The organism is Desulfoplanes formicivorans (genome assembly GCF_001748225.1).
GTDB classification, from domain to species: domain Bacteria; phylum Desulfobacterota; class Desulfovibrionia; order Desulfovibrionales; family Desulfomicrobiaceae; genus Desulfoplanes; species Desulfoplanes formicivorans.
In genome coordinates this window covers 232,723-249,823 of the sequence record NZ_BDFE01000015.1, presented here as the reverse complement: position 1 = coordinate 249,823, position 17,101 = coordinate 232,723, and the positions used below count along the sequence as shown (strand labels likewise).

Sequence of the window (17,101 nt, the reverse complement as noted above, 5' to 3'; positions counted from 1 at the left end):
TCCTATTTTTCCATGCATTCGTAAATGATATCAATGAGGAACATGAGTTTCATATCCAGTTTGTAGGTATGAATGATGTCCTCGAGTCCGCCGTGACAGTTGTGGCACGGGGCAATGCACACGGCCGCCCCGGTGTTTCGCAGCTGATCCGCCTTGACCCTGTTGCCCGTAACCCGGGTATTCTTGAACGGAGGACCGCAGTTGATCACCCCGCCTCCGGCCGAGCAGCAATAGTTGTGCTCCCTGTTGGGGGTCATTTCGATGAAATTGGGGCAAAAGGCACGGACAACCTCTCTGGCCTTTTCATGCAGCCCCCGACCACGCACAATGTTACAGGGATCATGCAGAGTCACGGGCTGGTCAAAGGTCTTGGCCACCTTGAGTTTACCCTGCTCCATGAGTTCCCAGTAAAATTCAAGGGCATGCATCACCCGAATGGGATGGGACCGCCACCCGAGCCACCTGTTGCCCATGTCGTAAACCGATCTGAAGGCATGACCGCATTCGCCCATGACGATCCGTTTGCACCGAAGATCCATGGCCGATTCAAAATGCTTCTGCTTGAGCCGCCCCATGATCTCGTAATCGCCGGAATACATGGCCATGTCGCTGTTGTCCCAGCCGGGCATGGAAGGCATGGTCCAGTCCTGACCCGTGACGTTCATGAGCACGGCGGCCTGATAGATGAGCTGGGTTCTGAACTTGGGTTCTGGCCCGATCACGGAATAGAAGATGTCGGCCCCGTTTTTATCCAAGGGGATGCGCAGGTCCGGGATCTCATCCCTGGCCTCTTCCTCCTGCCACTGCAGGCTGTCGATCCATTCGTCATCCTTGACCCACATCTGGTTCATGGTGGCGGCATGACTTTGGGCCGTATCCTGGAGATATTGGGGGGTGACCCCGAGTTTGTGGCAGATTCTGCGGACGATCTGCATCATGTACGCGGTATCAATGCCAAAGGGACAGTACTGGACGCACCGTTTGCACAGGTTGCATTCCGTGTATGCCAGCTGGGCCATCTGATAGACAAATTCCGGGCTGACCCGACCCTTTTTTTCCAGCAGGGGCCAGATGGTCTGGCTGACCTTGCCCACGGGTGAGTAGCTGGGGTCCTTGTCATGGGAATGGTAGAAATGACAGGCCTCGCTGCACAGACCGCAGCGGACGCATATTTCGCTGTAGGCCTGAAGCCGGGCTCCGGTTTCTCCCCGAAGGACCTGATTGACGACTTCTTGAATCCGTTCCGGGGTCAGGCGGTCCACTCCGGTCTGGATGCCCACGTCGTGGATTTTGCGTTGGGATATGTGTCCTATGGATGTCTTCATTGGTTCTCCTTCTTGCTTGCCTGTCATCTACCAGTCCTTGGCATGCCTGACGGCACCGAATTCCGAGCCCATGTAGGCCCTGGAAGCGAGTCCGAAGAGCATATGGCTGAGGCGGGTGAAGGGAATGGCCGCAAGCATGATCTCTCCTGATACAATGTGCAGGATGAGCATCAGGTCATAGTTCAGGATCTGGTGATAGGCCAAAATGCCGGTCAAAAACGGCAGGACCACAATGGCCAGGACCACCCAGTCCATGGTTCTGGTCACAAAACGGACCTCGGGACGCATGATTCTCCTTGCCCCGAAAAAACAGCAGGCAGCAACCACGGCCATGGCCAGGATATCGCCAAGCCATTCGGGCAGGGTCACAAAGGAGATGCCGAAGAACTGGTCCCACAACACCACGTGGGCCAGCAGAAAAATGGGAACCACGAACAACAGAATGTGGAACCCGAAGGTGGCCACGGTCATGGCCGGGTTGTTGCGCCAGTTGACCGTGCCAAACGGAGTGATCCAGTGCAGGATGGATCGCATGCCGTATTTGAAACTCATGTACTCGAAGACCACCGGGTCCTTTTTGCGTACCGAGCGATACATCAGGGCCAGACGAACCAGCGAGCCGCCCACAAACAGGGTCCAGGCGACCCAGGCCAGCGGGCCGACCACGAACTGATACACGCTATTCATGACTGCCTCCAACATCTTGCAGCTTGATCATTATTTGAAATCCTCCCTGCGCACCACCCGACGGAAATACGCATCATCCTTGATATATCTGAGCATGATCTTGTCCCCGTCCGGGCTGAACACGGGGTCCCATGCCTGGTCAAAGGATTCGCTCAGTTCCTTGCCGTCCAGCACAAAGGTGTACTTGCCGTTGCGTTCCACCTTGGCGACCAGGTGTTCCCCGTTGGGGCTGAATACGGCGGGCCAGACCATGGCGTAGCGTCCCGGCCATGCGGTATCGTCCGTGATGACGGTCCACTGGTTCTTGTCGTCCTTGGCCAGGGCTGCAGCCCGCTGTCCCTGGGGAGCAAGCACCAGATCCGTGACCACGGGAAAGCGGGTCTTCCATGCCTGGCCATCCCTGGCCAGGGTGAAGTGGCCGTATTGGGGCGCCACAATGGCCCAAAGGTTTTCTCTGTTGTGCGAGAACTGCTGGTGCCAGCATTGATCGAACACGGGTTCCCAGATGATTTCTCCGTTTCTGGCCATGCCCCATTTTCCCCGTTCCCGCACCGGGGCGACCACGGACTTGTCCTTGGGTGCGAACAAGGGCGTCCACACTCCGGCAAAGGCCCTGGACCAGGTCTGACTGTCAACAGCCACGGTGTAGTCGTAGAGGGAGGTTCGTACCTGTGCCGCAATCCGGCTGCCGTCAGGGCTGAATACCGGCGTCCACACATTGACGAATTCCCGTTCCCAGGGATCGCCGTCAACAGCAACCGTATAGCATCCTTTCTGATAGGCCAGGATATCGGCCTGGGCAAAACTTTTGGTCTGGACCACGGCCGCGGACCTGTCCCCCTTGTTGCTCAGGGCAAACTGATTGGCGTTTTCGAAAAACTTTTTCCAGGGTTTTCCGTCAATCACCATGCCGTACTCCATGTTCTGCTGTGCGGCAACGGCAATGGTTTTGCCGTCGGCACTGAACATGGACCCCCACAAAAATCCGTAGGTCTCTTCCCAGGTTTGACCATTGACGGCCACGGTCCATTCCCCATCCTGGGCCACCAGGGCCACAAGCCTTCCATCAGGACCGTATCCCAGGTGCCAGATCTTTTCATACGGAGGATCCCAGATATCTCCGGTCTCGCAAACGCTGAATTCGAACCCACCAACCTTGGCTACCATGGCGATTTTCTCGCCGTCCGGACTGGCCTGAAATTCTTCGATCCACTCGAACTGGGTGGAGCAGTAGGTGGTGCTGACGATTTTCTTTTCGCCCACATCCCAATCCCAGGACCCTTTTTCCTGAACCGGCTGGTTCGTTTTGGTTTTTTCCATAATCCTCTTCCGTCGTTCCTGAAGGTTGATACACTTATTTTGCTACTAGGCTACTACAATAATCTGGATTCTTCAATAGCATCCACTTACGAAAAGTCTTGGTGGACATCTGTGAAGACCATATCGCAACTGCGAAAAAAGTTCGCAGTATAGCGTCTTGTTCCCCTACTTGTTGTGATGATCCTTGGCCGTCTTGCGTGCAAGGGCCTCGTCAATATGCGCTGCAAGGGCCTCAAAGTTGTAGGGTTTGTTTACAAAGCCCATTACGCCGTGTGCATGAGGGTTCTGGGCGATGGGATGACCTGAATATCCCGAAGCGACCAGAATGCGGGTTGCAGGATCCTGATCAAGCATTCTGCTGATACATTGCTCACCGCTCATGCCCGGCATGCCCAGATCAATGATCACCAGGTCAATTGTATCCTTATGGGCGGCATGAATCCGCAGGGCATCTTCCCCGCTTGCCGCTGTCAATACCGTATGCCCTTTCTCCTCGAGAAATTCGAGGGTCAGCTCTCTGATCATCTCCTCATCGTCAACCAATAAAATAGTGATTGTTGCTGGCGGGGCATCCTGGATGGAGTCGACCGGCTGTTCCTGGCCCTTTGATTCCAATTCCAGGGCAGAGACACTTGGAAAATACAGATTTATGGTGGTTCCCTGGCCGACAATGCTTGTGCATTGAATGTGTCCGTTGTGTGCCTTAGTGATTCCGAACACCGACGAAAGTCCTAGGCCCGTGCCCTTGCCCACATCCTTGGTGGTGAAAAAGGGCTCGAAGATATGCTCGATAATCTCGGGCGGTATGCCGGGTCCATTGTCCTGAACCTGGATACGTACATATCGACCTGGTTCGAGGAGGCTTCCATCCATAGATTTGGTTTCGCGGATGTCCAGCAGGTCTGTTTGCAGGAGAATGCGACCACTCTGTTCCAAGGCATCGGAGGCGTTTTGAACCAGATTGAGCAGAATCTGTTCGATCTGTCCGGGATCAACCTTGACCAGACATTGTTTCCTAGCAAATCTGGTTTCCAGAGTGATCATCCTGGGAATCGTTCTTTGCAAAAGAGCCAATGCCCGGGTGATGATGTCGTGGACATCCACGACCTCGATTTGGGGCTCCATCTTTCGGCTGAAGGTCATCAGATGGCGGACCAGTTCCCGGGCCCTGTTCACACTGTACGCGGTATCTCGGAGGTAGCCGCTGAGCTCCTCGTTCTGCCGGGTCTTTTTTTGGAGAAAATAAAGATTCCCCGAAATAGTTTGCAGCAGGTTGTTGAAATCATGGGCGATGCCATTGGCCAATGTGCCCACGGCTTCCATCTTTCGTGCATGGGCAAGTTCCTGCTCCAGGCGCTTGCGCTCGCGCTCTGCTTCCCTGATGGCCGAGACGTCAAGAAGTGAAATAATGCACCGCTTTCTGTTGGGAATGGAGCCGACAGAGAAGACCACATCTTTGGTTTTGCCATCCCGGGTGCGAACCTGTGCTTCTTTTTTGACGGGCTCTTCGTCTCCCAGCAAACATGCCTGAACAATCTGTTGCAGATTGGCGTCCGGCATGAGGCCAGTGATGTGTTTGCCCCGCAACATGTTGGGGTGGTCATAACCAACTGTTTGCAGACACTTCTGATTGGCCATGACGATTTTCCCTTCTTCATCCAGCAGCATCATGCAGGTTGCGGCGTTATGAAAGACGCGTCGGTAATTGCCCTCACTTGCAACCAGGGCTTTTTCGATGCGCTTGCGTCGTGTGAGTTCCTTGTGAAGGGTTTTGGTCTTTTCCCTGACCTGACGTTTGAGCGTGTAGGACCAGGCAATGACGATGAACAATGTGATCCCGAAAGGCACAAGGATCCACACCAGTATTTTGATAACCCTTTGGCGAATGTCTTTGTGGGTATATGGTGAGAACCAGCGATCGTGAATGAGAGCGAATTCTCCATTTTCTTTGAGGAGTTGGAGTCCTTCGTTGAGTTGTGAACGCAGGAGCTCATCCCCTTTTCTCACCGCAAAACAATATTTTCTGGGGAGGATGGATTGGCCGACTGCCTTGATATTGTCGAACCCCAGCTTCTCCATGAAATATATACCCTGAATTCTGGCGATCAGTGCGCAGTCAATCCTGTTAGCGGCAAGACTTGCAAGAACCTGTTCCTGATCGTCGTAGGCGACCACGGCTGAAGAAAGTCCGTTTTGAAGAACATAATCGTGCATGATGTCCCCCTTCTGGGCCCCGATGGTCTTGTCAATGAGGTCATTGATGCCCGTGATGGAGGACGTCTTGGGGACAAAAATAGAGTGGGAGATAATATTGTGATAGGTCGTGAAGTCGATATTCTGCTCCCGTCTGCCTGAGTAGAACATCCCGGTAATACCCTGGATGGTTCCGTTTTCCAGTTGGGCACGAACTTCGCTCCAGGGGCCCAGGGTGATGCGGCAGTCAATGCCCATGATCTGGCAAACCCTTTTCAGAAGTTCGACGTCAAACCCTGTTGGGTTGCCGTTTTCATCCAAATATTCATAGGGAGGATAATCCCGGTCTCCGCGAAAATGGAGAACCTTGTTCGGTTGCGCGGACATGGCTCTGACAGGCACTAACAGCAAGGCCATCAAAAGAGCGCTTTGCACGTAGCGTGAGCAAAAAATATGGGTAAAAATGGTGAACGTGCGTTCCTTCAATGGCAAACATCCTCAAGGGCTGAATGAATATCCTGGAAATGAAATGTAAAGCCTGCCTGACAGAGACGTGACGGCACACAGCGTTGGCTGGCCAGCATGGCTTGGGCCACCTGCCCATAGATCATCTTGAGGGCAAACGCAGGGATCCGCATGAACGTGGGCCGATGAAGAACCTTCCCGAGAATGGCAGTGAACCGTTTGTTGGTCACGGGATGGGGAGAGGTCATGGTACAGGGTCCCTGCATGGAGGCATTGTCCACGCAAAAGGCAATGGCCCTGCACAGATCATGAATGTGTATCCAGCTCATCCATTGTCTGCCGTTTCCCAAGATACCGCCCAATCCTGCCCTGAACACGGGAAGCATGGGCGCGAGCAGACCGCCGTTTTTGCCGATGACCGGGGCAAAGCGTCCGATGATTACCCGGTGTCCCTGGGCCTGGGCGCCTTCTGCTTCATGCTGCCAGGCCTGGCAGATGGTTGCCAGGAAATCCCTGCCCGGCAGGGCGTCATCCTCAAGCAGGCTGTTGCCGCCCTCGGCAAAATATCCCACGGCATTGGCGCACAGAAAAATTTTCGGCTGGGCCCCGGCAAGGGCCTGGACCACCATGCGCGTGGACAGAATCCGCGTGTCGTGGATTGCTTGCTGCCGTGCGGGGGTCCAGCGCTGGATGATCGGATTGCCAACCAGATTGACGATCGCGTCCACGTTGCTGTCCCGAAGGTGCTGCTGCCATGCTCCCGGAGCAAGAGGGTCCCCGTACACGATGTCCGTGTTGTCCAGGGAATCGGGATGGGACGTGGTGCCCGAACGGACCATTGCGGTCACCTCATGTCCCTCGGATACGAGAAACTTTGCGAGATGGCTGCCAATATATCCGGTACTCCCGAGAATGAAATAGCGCATGGATCGCCCCCTGATTCCTGTCAATTGGGGACAAGGTGCCACACCACGGGAAATATTGCAAAGAAAGATGCGTGTGTTGTGTACCGTGTCGATTCCCGGTCACTGCATCAGGCCCGGGGTGCATACAGACTAAATCATGGTACTCATACACACCCAGTGGCTTTCTGTCCCTTTTGTGCATGATTTCCCATGAGTGCGCATAGTTGTGTCATAATGCCGGTCCGGGTTGTCTGGTTACCGGTCCTTGAGGAACATGTCCCTGTTGAGCCGGCCATATGCGTCAAAGCTTTTCAGGGCGGAGACCATGATTGTCAGGAAACTGGACAGGGAGGAGGTGAGGAAAATGGCCACCATGATCATCAATTGATACTTGATGGCCACGGCCGGGGATGACCCGCCGAGAATCTGGCCGGTCATCATGCCGGGCAGGGCCACCAGCCCCATGGTGGAGACCGAGGCCAGCTGCGGGCCAAAGGCCGCTCTGCAGGCTTCGCGGACAAAGGGCCTGATGGCTTCCCCCTGGGTCGCCCCCATGGAGACATAGGCCATGTATTCGTCCTCCCGTCTGATGAGCAGGTCATAGAAGCGGTCCAGGGCGACCACATTGGTGCGAAGGATATTGCCAAAAATCATCCCGGCCAGGGGGATCAGGTACCGGGCCGAAAAAAGAACCTGTTTGTCCAGAACGATCAAAAAGCTGGCCAGGATGGCCATGGCCAGCAGCGCATAGCACGGATAGGTTGCCGTGATGAACCGGGGAAAGGAAAGGCCGCTTTGGCGGAGGATGGCTCCGTTGGCCACAAGGACCATGAGCATGATCCAGAGGATGTTCACGATCATGCTGTCCCACGCGAAAATATATTCCAGATAGACCGCCACCAGGGACAGCTGAATGATCATCCGGGTGAATCCGATGATCATCTGCCGGGTCAGGCGCAGATTCAGGTAGCGAAACAAAAGCCCGGGGATGATCAGCAGAACAAAGAAACATGCCAGATGGATCACGGAAATGTTCATGGCCGCATTCATGATGCGCCTCCTTGTTCGTGCATCTGTCCGTTCTGGAGGGTGAATATTCTGGTCGCGTGTTGCGCCCATTCCCTGTTGTGGGAAACGGCAATGATTGTTTGTTCTTCGGATGTTGTGAACAGATCAATGACCCGGAAGATGTTGGCCTGGTCCAGGCTCGAGGTGACCTCGTCCAGGAGGTAGATGTCCCGCCTGAGGAGCAGTGCTTGAGCAATGGTTATCCGTTGCTGTTCCCCGCCAGAAAGGGAGTGATATGTCCCGGCCATGATTTCCGGACCGAATCCCAGGGCGGTCAGAACCGCTAACCATTTGTCTTTGGGCGGTTTTTTCTCCCTGTTGTGCCGGAACGAAAAGGGGAGCTCGAGGTATTCTCTGACTGTTCCCTCGAAAAGCAGGGGCTTTTGGCCGATGTAGGCAAAATGGTTTCTGAAAGTCTTTATGGATCGGGCATCAATGCTCTGGCCATCCAGCAGGATGGTTCCGGTACATCCTTTTGCAAAACCGAGAATCGCCTTGAGCAGGGTTGATTTGCCGCTCCCCGAGGGACCCTGAATGAGGATCTTGTCGCCCTTGCACACCTTGAGATGAATGTTGTCCAGGATGTTTCTGCCGTCTTTTTGGATGGTTATGTTCTGCAATTGCAAATGTTCCATGGATGGCCCTGCGTGTGAAATGAACGTGTTGTGGTGTTGGGAACAGTGAAGATATGGGACGGATCCGGTTCTGATCAAAAAAACATTGCCAAGCAAGTATTACGAATTTAAAAAAGGTGTTCCTTACCAACGGGTTTACACCTCAACCCCAACCAGGAGCGTGTATCATGAGCGGTTGTACCCTGACGCAGGAACAAATAAAAGCGACCCAGGCATTCCACGGGCATTGGTGCCCGGGACTGGCTCTGGGCCTGCGGGTTGCCGAACTGGGGCTCAAGGAATTTGGCAGCGCCCATGACGAGGATATTGTCTGCGTCACGGAAACAGACATGTGTGCGGTGGATGCCATTCAATTCCTCATGAGTTGCACCTTTGGCAAGGGAAACCTGATCCACCGGGATTGGGGGAAGGCAGCATTTACCTTTTACAACCGGGATACGGGCAAGGGAATGCGTGTGGCCGTCAAGGAAGAGTTCTGGGGGCGGGAGATGTCCAGGGAGGATCGTATCCAGGATATCATGACGGCTTCTTTCAAGACCCTGTTTGCCGTTACAGACCCCCTCTATCCGGTCCCGTCCAGGGCTCATCGATTGGAAAGTCTGGTGTGTGAAAAGTGCGGTGAAAAGACCATGGAATCCAGAACACGCAGATTTGGGGGAAAGATTTTGTGTATTCCTTGCTTTACCCAATTGGAACAACGTTGATGGCTCTTCATGTCACAGACTGTACAAGCAATAAGGCCCTGTTCCCGCGTCCGGGGAACAGGGCCTTTGCTTTACAGGTTTTACAGGGGACACACACTGGCATACTAGAAGGTGTACCCTATTGTCATGCCGACCATATGACAGTGGGCATTTTTAAACGTTGCTTCCTGTTTTTGCGAAATTCCGTAGTCCTTAGACAACACCACTTCGATATCGACATCCTTGTCCTGCGAAAAAAGATATCCATAGGACAGATCAAGGGTAACGTTCCCCCAGTGCATGCCCGTACCAACACTGAAAATGTGACGATCGGTCAGGGGGATCATGTAGTCATAATGGGCGTCGTTGATGGGAGATTGGTCGTAAACATAACCGCACCGCAGGTCGAGCCAGTCGTTATAGGCATATTCAAGGCCCACCTGGAATCGCCACACGTCTTTCCAGTTTTTTTCTTCTTTCTGAGTAGTCAATGTATCGTAGGCAAACCGTATGTCTTTGTACGCAGACCACTGGGTAAATATGCCATCCACTTCGAGATTCAATTTTTCATTAAGTTGAAAAGCCAGTCCCAGGGACCATGACGCAGGCAGGTTTAGATAGCCTACCACACTTTGGTCATATAGCCCTTTTGAATTATTGCTAAAATCTACATCCCCTTCAACATGAGGATGAATTTCGCTACGATATGTCAAACCTGCGGAAAACCATTTCACGGGTTTGTAATGTATACCCAGATTATACCCAGGGGCCCAGCAATCGCCAGCCAAGTCGGCATCAATATCCTTAGCTCCGGTATAAATTTTCCGTTTGATTTCAATATCCAGGTACATGGCCTCGATGCCGGCAGCAACAGACCATTGCTCATTGATTTTATAGGCAATGCTCGGGTTGATGGAATAGGTGGCAACCCCGGCATAATACTCGGCATATCTTCCGGCCCAATTGGAATCATACTCCGATGCCAGGCCGAAGCGGGTGAAAGCGCCAAGGCCGAACCAGAATTTATCGTTCATCTGCCATGTGAGGTACGCATGGGGGGCTATCCCGTCGAGACCCAGATCATGAGTATCCCACGATCCGGATTCTCCCCCGTCGGTCTCAACTTCAACGGTTGCCGAGGGCATGAGCGCTGTAAACCCGCCCATGACCTGCACGCCTGGTAACTGGGTAATCCCGGCCGGGTTGTAGGCCACGGCAGAGGGGTCATCCGCTTTGCCGATCATGGCCCCGCCCAGGGCGTTGCCCCGTGCGCTCCATTCATAAATGCCGAATCCCGCTCCAAAAGCCGAGTCCACAAGCATGAGCAGGCAGACCAGAGGTAATCCCACCCGTTTCCATAGCTGTATGCGCATCACTCCTCCTTCTTGGGTTGTCATCATGAGTGTTCTTCAGCTGGCCATCCCGATCGGGCAGTTTCAGGAGGGAAACCATGGGTAACCTCAAGATGAAATCGACCTTACTGAATACTTACTTAATAAAGTTAAACGTGCGCCTACAGAAAAAGTCCGACATGGTCAACATCCTTTTTTGATATGAAAATTTTCATTTTTGCAGGCCTTGGGTCCTGATTGACCGCCTCTTGATTTTATTGATATTGAGCCACAACTGGCAAATATTGAATGAATGCATAATATATGCGCGCAAAGATGACATATGTGTTTGTTCGCATTATATCATGAACTGATCAGAGGCATGGGTATGTGGGATTACTTGGGAGGAGATGGTGAAAAAGACCGCCAAAAATGATATTTTTGATGCAGCGGCCCGCCTTTTGGGACAATTGGGATACGCGGAAACAACCTACAAGAAGGTCGCCAAAGAGGCCGGAGTGACCGAAGGGCTCATTGCCCACCATTTCGGGAGCAAGGAGAAACTGTTCATTCAGGTGGAGCGGACCATTCTCCGGGACCTTCATGACAAGCTTGAGGAAAGTCTGTTCTATTCATCAGATGGTCTGGGCGCGGTGACCAATTTCATCAAATGTTTTCTCAAATATTCCGTGGACAACAAGGAATGGTTCACCACCCTGTTGCGGTGTTCTCCCTTTATTCTGGAGGCCGGTCCCAAGGAGAACAAGGCCATCACCATCGAGTGCGAACGCATCTTTCGGCTGCTCAAGGATGCCGTGACCAAGGGCCTTGAGGATAAGACCATCAAGGACTGCGACCCGCACATGACCACGTACATCCTTTTTTCCACCATGATCGGTGCTACCCGCGCCAACAACATCCGCCTGAACACCCCTGCTGATTTTTATCCTGAAATAGTTGCCTTTTTCCGTAATACCCTGGCTGCCACATAGGCATGGAACCTTGGAGGGAAAAGCTGCCTGCCCGCAGGGGGGCGGCTTTTTCATTGGGTTTTGTGTAAACTTCCGGGAGTATCTGCCGGTATTGCCAGGATCGGGTGGCGAGCCCGGGCATTTGTGGCTGTATGGAAAAAGGGGGTCTTGCAGGGCCCGGGGGCATGTTTTTCCCTTTTGCCTGGGTATTGCTGACTGATCAATTGACGAAAAAGCATTCTTAAACCCCCTCGGCAAAATTTTAAAGTTTTTGTAACTAGCCTTTTTTTATGTTTTTATATATTTTTATGTGAATTTAGTCACATTGTTTTGAACACTCTTTGCTTCCGTAAGGTCTCCTGACCCGGTGAAAATTCTTTTTTTCCCATTTTTGCCGGTCCTTCACCTCCTGCATATTAGCATTCCTGTCACTGACAGGCGTATACAACATTCCTGGTGTTGTTTGATCCATTCAACAGGGCAAGCCGACCTTTAGCCGATTAAATCTGTTCTTTTTGTTTTTCCCCCCTAAGGCTAGGGCGCACGTTGTCTCTCACCTTCAGCCACAGGAGAATGAACCATATGGTTTTCAGTTGGTTTCATCTGGGCCTGATCATCCTGATTCTTGCGGGCGTTCTTTTTGCCGTGGGGGCGCTCATCGTTCCGACGATCCTTGCGCCCAAGGCGCGGGGCGGGGCCATATCCATGCCCTACGAGTGTGGCATGCCTCCCCAGGGGAGCGCATGGGGGAGTTTCAACATCAACTATTATTTTTACGCCCTCATTTTTATCGCCTTTGATGTTGATGTGCTCTATCTTTTTCCCGTGGCTGTCATCTATCCCCGTACTGTTGGCTGGATTCCCTTTGTGGAGATCCTGCTTTTTCTGTCCGTCCTTGGGGCGGCCATTCTCTATTTTTACAGGAAAGGTGTCTTTACATGGCCCCGAAAGATCAAAGCATAGGTCCGCTGACCTCTTCGGTCGAACCGGAACTGATCCCCTTTGCCCTGCCCAAGAAGGTTCTCAACGTCTGCAGGGCCATGTCCCTGTGGCCCATGACCTTTGGGTTGGCCTGTTGCGCCATCGAAATGATGTCAGCGGGCATGTCCCGGTTCGACATCTCCCGTTTTGGTGCCGAGGTGTTTCGTCCCTCGCCCAGACAGGCTGATCTGATGATCGTTGCCGGCACGATTACCAGGAAGATGGCCCCGGCGATCATCAAGCTCTATGAGCAGATGCCCGCGCCCAGATATGTCATTGCCATGGGCAATTGCGCCATTTCGGGCGGTCCCTTTGTCTTCAAGGACAATTACTCGGTCATCGAGGGGATGGACAGGATCGTTCCGGTTGATGTGTATGTGCCTGGTTGTCCGCCTCGTCCCGAGGGGCTCCTTGAGGGATTGTTCAAACTTCAGGAAAAAATCACCGGAAAGCGCTGGTGGCCCATGCCCGAGGAAGTGAAATTATGAAAGATTGGATACCCGCACACTGGCTCAAGGAGATTGAACCCTTTGGTCTGGCCTCGTGTGCCAACGAGGCTACGGGAACGACCTGGAATTTGTTCCTGCAGCATGAGCGACTGCGTGAGGCAGCCGCCTCTTTGGACAAGGCGGGATATTTTCTGGAAGACATCACCGGAATGGACGGCAAGGAAGGGTTTGAGGTTATCTACCATTTTACCCGGTACGACAAACCGTTTCGGGTGACGTTGCGCACCCTGGCGGTGCATGAGGACCCGGTCCTTCCCACCATCAGCGACATCTTTCCGGGAGCGGACTGGCACGAACGGGAATGCTACGACTTTTTCGGCATCCATTTCACAGGGCATCCCAATCTGATTCCACTGCTTCTTCCGGACAATTTCGGATTTCATCCCCTGATCAAGGACGAGAAAAAAAGGGCTTCGCTGTTCGATTCCCTTTCCAAGTGCCAGACCATCGGCATGAAGGTCCCCTGTGCCGCAAACCCGGACGATTCCGGCGACAAGGAGTAGCCGACCGTTATGACCTTCAATCTGGACGGAGATTTCTACTCCCAGAATTTTCAGCAGGGTCCCACCGAGAATTCCATGATTCTCAATCTGGGACCCCAGCATCCTTCCACCCACGGCGTGCTCCGCGTGCTCGTGGAACTGGACGGTGAGTACATTACCCGCTCTGAGCCCGTACTGGGCTATCTGCACCGGATGCACGAAAAGATGGGCGAAACCAAGACCTACAACCAGTTTTTGCCGAACATGGGGCGCGTGGATTACCTGCATGCCCTGGCCTGGAACTGGGCCTATGTGGGCGCGGTGGAGAAGCTTATGGGCATCGAGGTCCCCGAGCGGGCCGAATTTGTCCGGATCATTTCCTGTGAACTGAACCGGATCATCTCTCATCTGCTGTGGTGGGGGGCTTATGTCATGGATCTGGGTGCTTTTACGCCCATCCTGTACGCCTTTGAAGATCGGGAACGGGCCCAGGATCTGCTGCAGCGCATAACAGGGTCTCGCCTGACCTACAGCTCGTTTCGCATTGGCGGGGTCGCCCACGATGTGGACGATGAGTTCGTTGAGGGGCTCAGGGCCTTTTGCGCGCGCATGCCCCAGCGTCTTGCCATGTACAAGGACCTTGTCACGGACAATTTCATTCTCAGGAAACGGTGTGAGGAAATCGGCGAGATTCCCGTTGATATGGCCAGGAAATACGGGGCCACCGGACCGGTGCTGCGCGGATCAGGTGTGGCCTATGATGTCCGCAGGGCTGAGCCCTATTCCATCTATGACCGATTCGATTTTGCCATCCCCACCCGGGATACCAAGGACGCCATGGCCAGATACCTTGTTCGACTGGACGAGATCACCCAGTCCTTGGCCATCATCACCCAGGCCCTGGATCAGCTTCCCGAAGGAAAGATACGGGCCAAGGTGCCCAAGGTCATCAAGCCGCCCAAGGGCGAGACCTATTTCGCTGTGGAAGGAGCCCGGGGCAAGATTGGCATTTTCCTGGTCAGTGACGGGACGACCGTGCCTTACCGGATCAAGCTCCGTTCACCTTCGTTTTCCAATTTGAGTCTGTTTTCCGAGTGCGCCAAGGGAACTCTGTTGGCTGATGCCATTTCCATCCTCGGCAGCCTGGACCTTGTCATCCCGGAGATTGACCGATGATACCAACCATCCCCGCGGAACTGTTGCGGCTTCTTATTTTCACCGTGGCCATTTTGGCCTTTGTCTCCCTGAACGCCCTGATTCTGGTCTGGCTGGAGCGTAAACTGGCCGGTCATTTCCAGGTTCGTCCCGGTCCTTTTGAAGTCGGTCCCCATGGTCTGCTGCAGACGTTGTGTGACGGACTCAAGCTCATGGGCAAACAGCTCGTGGCTCCTGCTGCTGCGGATAAACGGCTGTTCTGGCTGGCTCCCATCCTGGCCTTTGCGCCCGTGTTTCTTTGTTTTCTGCCCATTCCGTTCGGCCCCACGCTTTTGGGCATGGAATTCGAGATCGGGGTGGTTCTCATTTTGGCCTTTACCGGACTCAGCGTGCTGGCAACCATCCTGGCCGGATGGGGGTCCAACAACAAGTTTTCCCTTCTTGGCGCCTCCCGGGCTGTTTCCCAGGCCGTTGCCTATGAAGTTCCCCTGCTCATTACCGTCCTCGGTATTGTCATGTATTCGGGATCCCTTAATTTTTCAGAGATCGTCGCCATGCAGGGCAGTTGGCCGTGGCAGTGGAATATCATGCTCCAGCCTCTTGGGTTTTTCATTTTCTTTATCTGCTCTCTGGCGGAGTGCAACCGCGCTCCGTTCGACTTGCCCGAGGCTGAAAGTGAACTTACGGCAGGATTTCATACGGAATATTCGAGCATGGGATTCGGACTGTTCTTTTTTGCCGAATACACGAATATGGTCATTGTCAGCAGTGTGGGCACGGCGCTGTTTCTGGGCGGATGGCATGGTCCCTTTGTTGACGGCTGGTGGTGGTTCGCAGCCAAGGTCTATTTCCTGATTTTTGTCATGATGTGGATGCGTTGGACATTTCCCCGGGTCAGGTTCGACCAGCTCCTCAATTTGAGCTGGAAATGGCTCATCCCCCTGGCCCTGATCAATATTTTTTACGTGGCGGTACTGGTCAAAATCTGATTGTGATCGACGCGGGTGTGGGGAACTTTGGGACCACACAATAACGGTTTTCGCCAGAATGACGTACAAATACAACCCGAAAAGCGAAACGACATGACATTTTTCGAAGACATACGCCAAGCGATCAAGGGACTCTACTCCCTGGTCATCGGCCTTAGGATCACGGGGCGTGCCCTGCTGACCAAAACCGAGACCGTGCATTATCCCCGGCAGACCGTGGACAATATTGATACCTATCACGGACATATCGAGTTTGTGCCAACAGATGCCCCGGACCATTATTCCAAGTGCATCGCCTGCGGTACCTGTGCCCGCAACTGCCCCTCGGGGTGCATCACGGTGGAAAAGGCGGTCCTGCCGCCTGAAATAGGCGAGGACGGCAAGCCGCAAAAACCCAAAAAGGCCAAGTATCCGTCGTTGTTCCATCTGGATTACAACTATTGCAGCCTGTGCGGCCATTGCGTGGAAAATTGTCCCACCAACGCGCTGAGGTTTTCCACTGATGTGTATCTGGCCGGATTTTCCCGGGAAGATTTCGAGTACGACCTGATCGAACGGTCGCGCAAAGCCCTTGAAGACAAGGAGTGATATTCATGGAGAAGATGGCTTATATCGCCTTTGGGTTCTACACCATCCTCTGTCTGGGCGGGGCGCTTTGGGCGGTGACCATTCCCAGTCTGGTGCGGGCCTTTACCGGGCTTGTCATTTCCCTGTTCGGCGTGGCGGGTCTGTATTTTCTGTTGGCCGCTCCCTTCATCGGGTTGATGCAGATCCTCATTTATGTGGGTGCGGTGGCCGTGCTCATCTTTTTCGCCATCGTCATTACCGGGGCTTCGCGAGAAGCCAGGAATCGCAGCCAGACTTCCAAGAAGAAGCGGGTTCTGGCCGTGCTGGCAGGATTTGTTCCTGCCTCGTTTCTGGCCATGACGGTGATCAAGTACTCCATCGTCACCACCAATAATGCATCCCCTGTGGCGGTTGCAGACCTTGGCCGGGCCTTGCTTGGTCCCTATGGTCTGGCCTTTGAACTCATCTCCGTGGTCCTGTTTGCGGCCATGGCTGGCGCCATTCTGCTCGGATTCAAGAGGAGACAATGAACCTATTTATCATGTACCAGCTCATTGCCCTGGGCATGCTCGCCCTGGGCTTGTACGGCCTGCTCCTGCGTCGCCGTCTCATCGGCATGCTCATCGGTGTGGAGCTCATGCTCAACGGTGCGGGGCTTTCCATTGTGGCAACCTCTCAGCTGACACCGGCCTCGGCGCAGCTGGGACAACTCGGCGCCCTGCTGATCATGGGATTGGCTGCGGCAGAAGCGACCCTGGTTCTGGCCATCGTCATTGTCATCTACCGCCGTTTCGGAACCATTGAGGAACAGAAAATTTCCACGCTCAAAGGATGA

General features: G+C 53.7%; 18 protein-coding genes. 10 read left to right on the top strand and 8 right to left on the bottom strand.

Annotated features, from left to right (window positions below; genetic code table 11):
- Positions 1-2: 2 nt before the first annotated feature.
- The 7 genes from tmcB to DPF_RS06040 form a co-directional block, all read right to left on the bottom strand.
- A complete protein-coding gene (tmcB, locus tag DPF_RS06070) occupies positions 3-1,325 on the bottom strand; it encodes an electron transfer complex ferredoxin TmcB (protein ID WP_176724181.1) in 1,323 nt (440 codons plus the stop codon).
- A gap of 27 nt (positions 1,326-1,352) precedes the next feature.
- The gene (gene tmcC / locus DPF_RS06065) at positions 1,353-2,012 is read right to left on the bottom strand and encodes a TmcC family electron transfer complex membrane anchor subunit (protein ID WP_069858775.1); all 660 of its coding nucleotides are present in this window, start codon (positions 2,010-2,012) and stop codon (positions 1,353-1,355) included.
- Between the two features lie 30 nt (positions 2,013-2,042).
- Entirely contained in the window at positions 2,043-3,332 is a 1,290-nt protein-coding gene (gene tmcD / locus DPF_RS06060) for an electron transfer complex subunit TmcD (RefSeq protein ID WP_069858065.1), read from the bottom strand.
- Positions 3,333-3,497: 165 nt separating this feature from the next.
- Positions 3,498-6,011, bottom strand: coding sequence for a transporter substrate-binding domain-containing protein (locus tag DPF_RS06055; protein WP_069858063.1), 2,514 nt, complete (start codon positions 6,009-6,011; stop codon positions 3,498-3,500).
- Positions 6,008-6,916, bottom strand: a complete 909-nt coding sequence (locus DPF_RS06050) for a TIGR01777 family oxidoreductase (RefSeq protein WP_069858061.1) — start codon at positions 6,914-6,916, stop codon at positions 6,008-6,010. Before DPF_RS06050 ends, DPF_RS06055 begins: the two co-directional genes overlap by 4 nt.
- Before the next feature lie 234 nt (positions 6,917-7,150).
- On the bottom strand, positions 7,151-7,945 hold the full coding sequence (locus DPF_RS06045; protein ID WP_069858059.1) for an ABC transporter permease: 795 nt from the start codon (positions 7,943-7,945) through the stop codon (positions 7,151-7,153).
- A complete protein-coding gene (locus tag DPF_RS06040; protein ID WP_141721070.1) occupies positions 7,942-8,598 on the bottom strand; it encodes an ABC transporter ATP-binding protein in 657 nt (218 codons plus the stop codon). The genes DPF_RS06045 and DPF_RS06040 overlap by 4 nt, the downstream gene beginning before the upstream one ends.
- Before the next feature lie 167 nt (positions 8,599-8,765).
- Between DPF_RS06040 and DPF_RS06035 the strand changes: the two genes are divergently transcribed.
- Positions 8,766-9,302 (top strand): FmdE family protein, encoded by a 537-nt coding sequence (locus tag DPF_RS06035; RefSeq protein WP_069858055.1) that lies wholly within the window; start codon positions 8,766-8,768, stop codon positions 9,300-9,302.
- Between the two features lie 104 nt (positions 9,303-9,406).
- Here DPF_RS06035 and DPF_RS06030 read toward each other — a convergent pair whose 3' ends face one another.
- Entirely contained in the window at positions 9,407-10,654 is a 1,248-nt protein-coding gene (locus DPF_RS06030; protein ID WP_176724180.1) for an OmpP1/FadL family transporter, read from the bottom strand.
- 368 nt (positions 10,655-11,022) lie between these two features.
- Here DPF_RS06030 and DPF_RS06025 point away from each other — a divergent pair, with 368 nt between their 5' ends.
- From DPF_RS06025 to nuoK, 9 genes are all read left to right on the top strand, one after another.
- Positions 11,023-11,604, top strand: a complete 582-nt coding sequence (locus DPF_RS06025) for a TetR/AcrR family transcriptional regulator (RefSeq protein WP_069858053.1) — start codon at positions 11,023-11,025, stop codon at positions 11,602-11,604.
- Between the two features lie 561 nt (positions 11,605-12,165).
- On the top strand, positions 12,166-12,546 hold the full coding sequence (locus tag DPF_RS06020) for an NADH-quinone oxidoreductase subunit A (protein ID WP_069858050.1): 381 nt from the start codon (positions 12,166-12,168) through the stop codon (positions 12,544-12,546).
- Positions 12,522-13,052 carry an NADH-quinone oxidoreductase subunit B gene (locus DPF_RS06015; RefSeq protein ID WP_069858048.1) on the top strand — a complete coding sequence of 177 codons (531 nt, stop codon included), beginning with the start codon at positions 12,522-12,524 and terminating at the stop codon, positions 13,050-13,052. Before DPF_RS06020 ends, DPF_RS06015 begins: the two co-directional genes overlap by 25 nt.
- Complete coding sequence (locus DPF_RS06010; protein WP_069858046.1) at positions 13,049-13,576, top strand: NADH-quinone oxidoreductase subunit C; 528 nt, start codon at positions 13,049-13,051, stop codon at positions 13,574-13,576. The genes DPF_RS06015 and DPF_RS06010 overlap by 4 nt, the downstream gene beginning before the upstream one ends.
- A gap of 9 nt (positions 13,577-13,585) precedes the next feature.
- A complete protein-coding gene (locus tag DPF_RS06005; protein ID WP_069858044.1) occupies positions 13,586-14,731 on the top strand; it encodes an NADH-quinone oxidoreductase subunit D in 1,146 nt (381 codons plus the stop codon).
- Positions 14,728-15,699 carry an NADH-quinone oxidoreductase subunit NuoH gene (gene nuoH / locus DPF_RS06000; RefSeq protein WP_069858043.1) on the top strand — a complete coding sequence of 324 codons (972 nt, stop codon included), beginning with the start codon at positions 14,728-14,730 and terminating at the stop codon, positions 15,697-15,699. Before DPF_RS06005 ends, nuoH begins: the two co-directional genes overlap by 4 nt.
- Positions 15,700-15,792: 93 nt before the next feature.
- Complete coding sequence (locus DPF_RS05995; RefSeq protein ID WP_069858041.1) at positions 15,793-16,287, top strand: 4Fe-4S binding protein; 495 nt, start codon at positions 15,793-15,795, stop codon at positions 16,285-16,287.
- A gap of 5 nt (positions 16,288-16,292) precedes the next feature.
- The gene (locus DPF_RS05990; protein ID WP_069858039.1) at positions 16,293-16,796 is read left to right on the top strand and encodes an NADH-quinone oxidoreductase subunit J family protein; all 504 of its coding nucleotides are present in this window, start codon (positions 16,293-16,295) and stop codon (positions 16,794-16,796) included.
- Positions 16,793-17,101, top strand: a complete 309-nt coding sequence (nuoK, locus tag DPF_RS05985; RefSeq protein WP_069858037.1) for an NADH-quinone oxidoreductase subunit NuoK — start codon at positions 16,793-16,795, stop codon at positions 17,099-17,101. The genes DPF_RS05990 and nuoK overlap by 4 nt, the downstream gene beginning before the upstream one ends.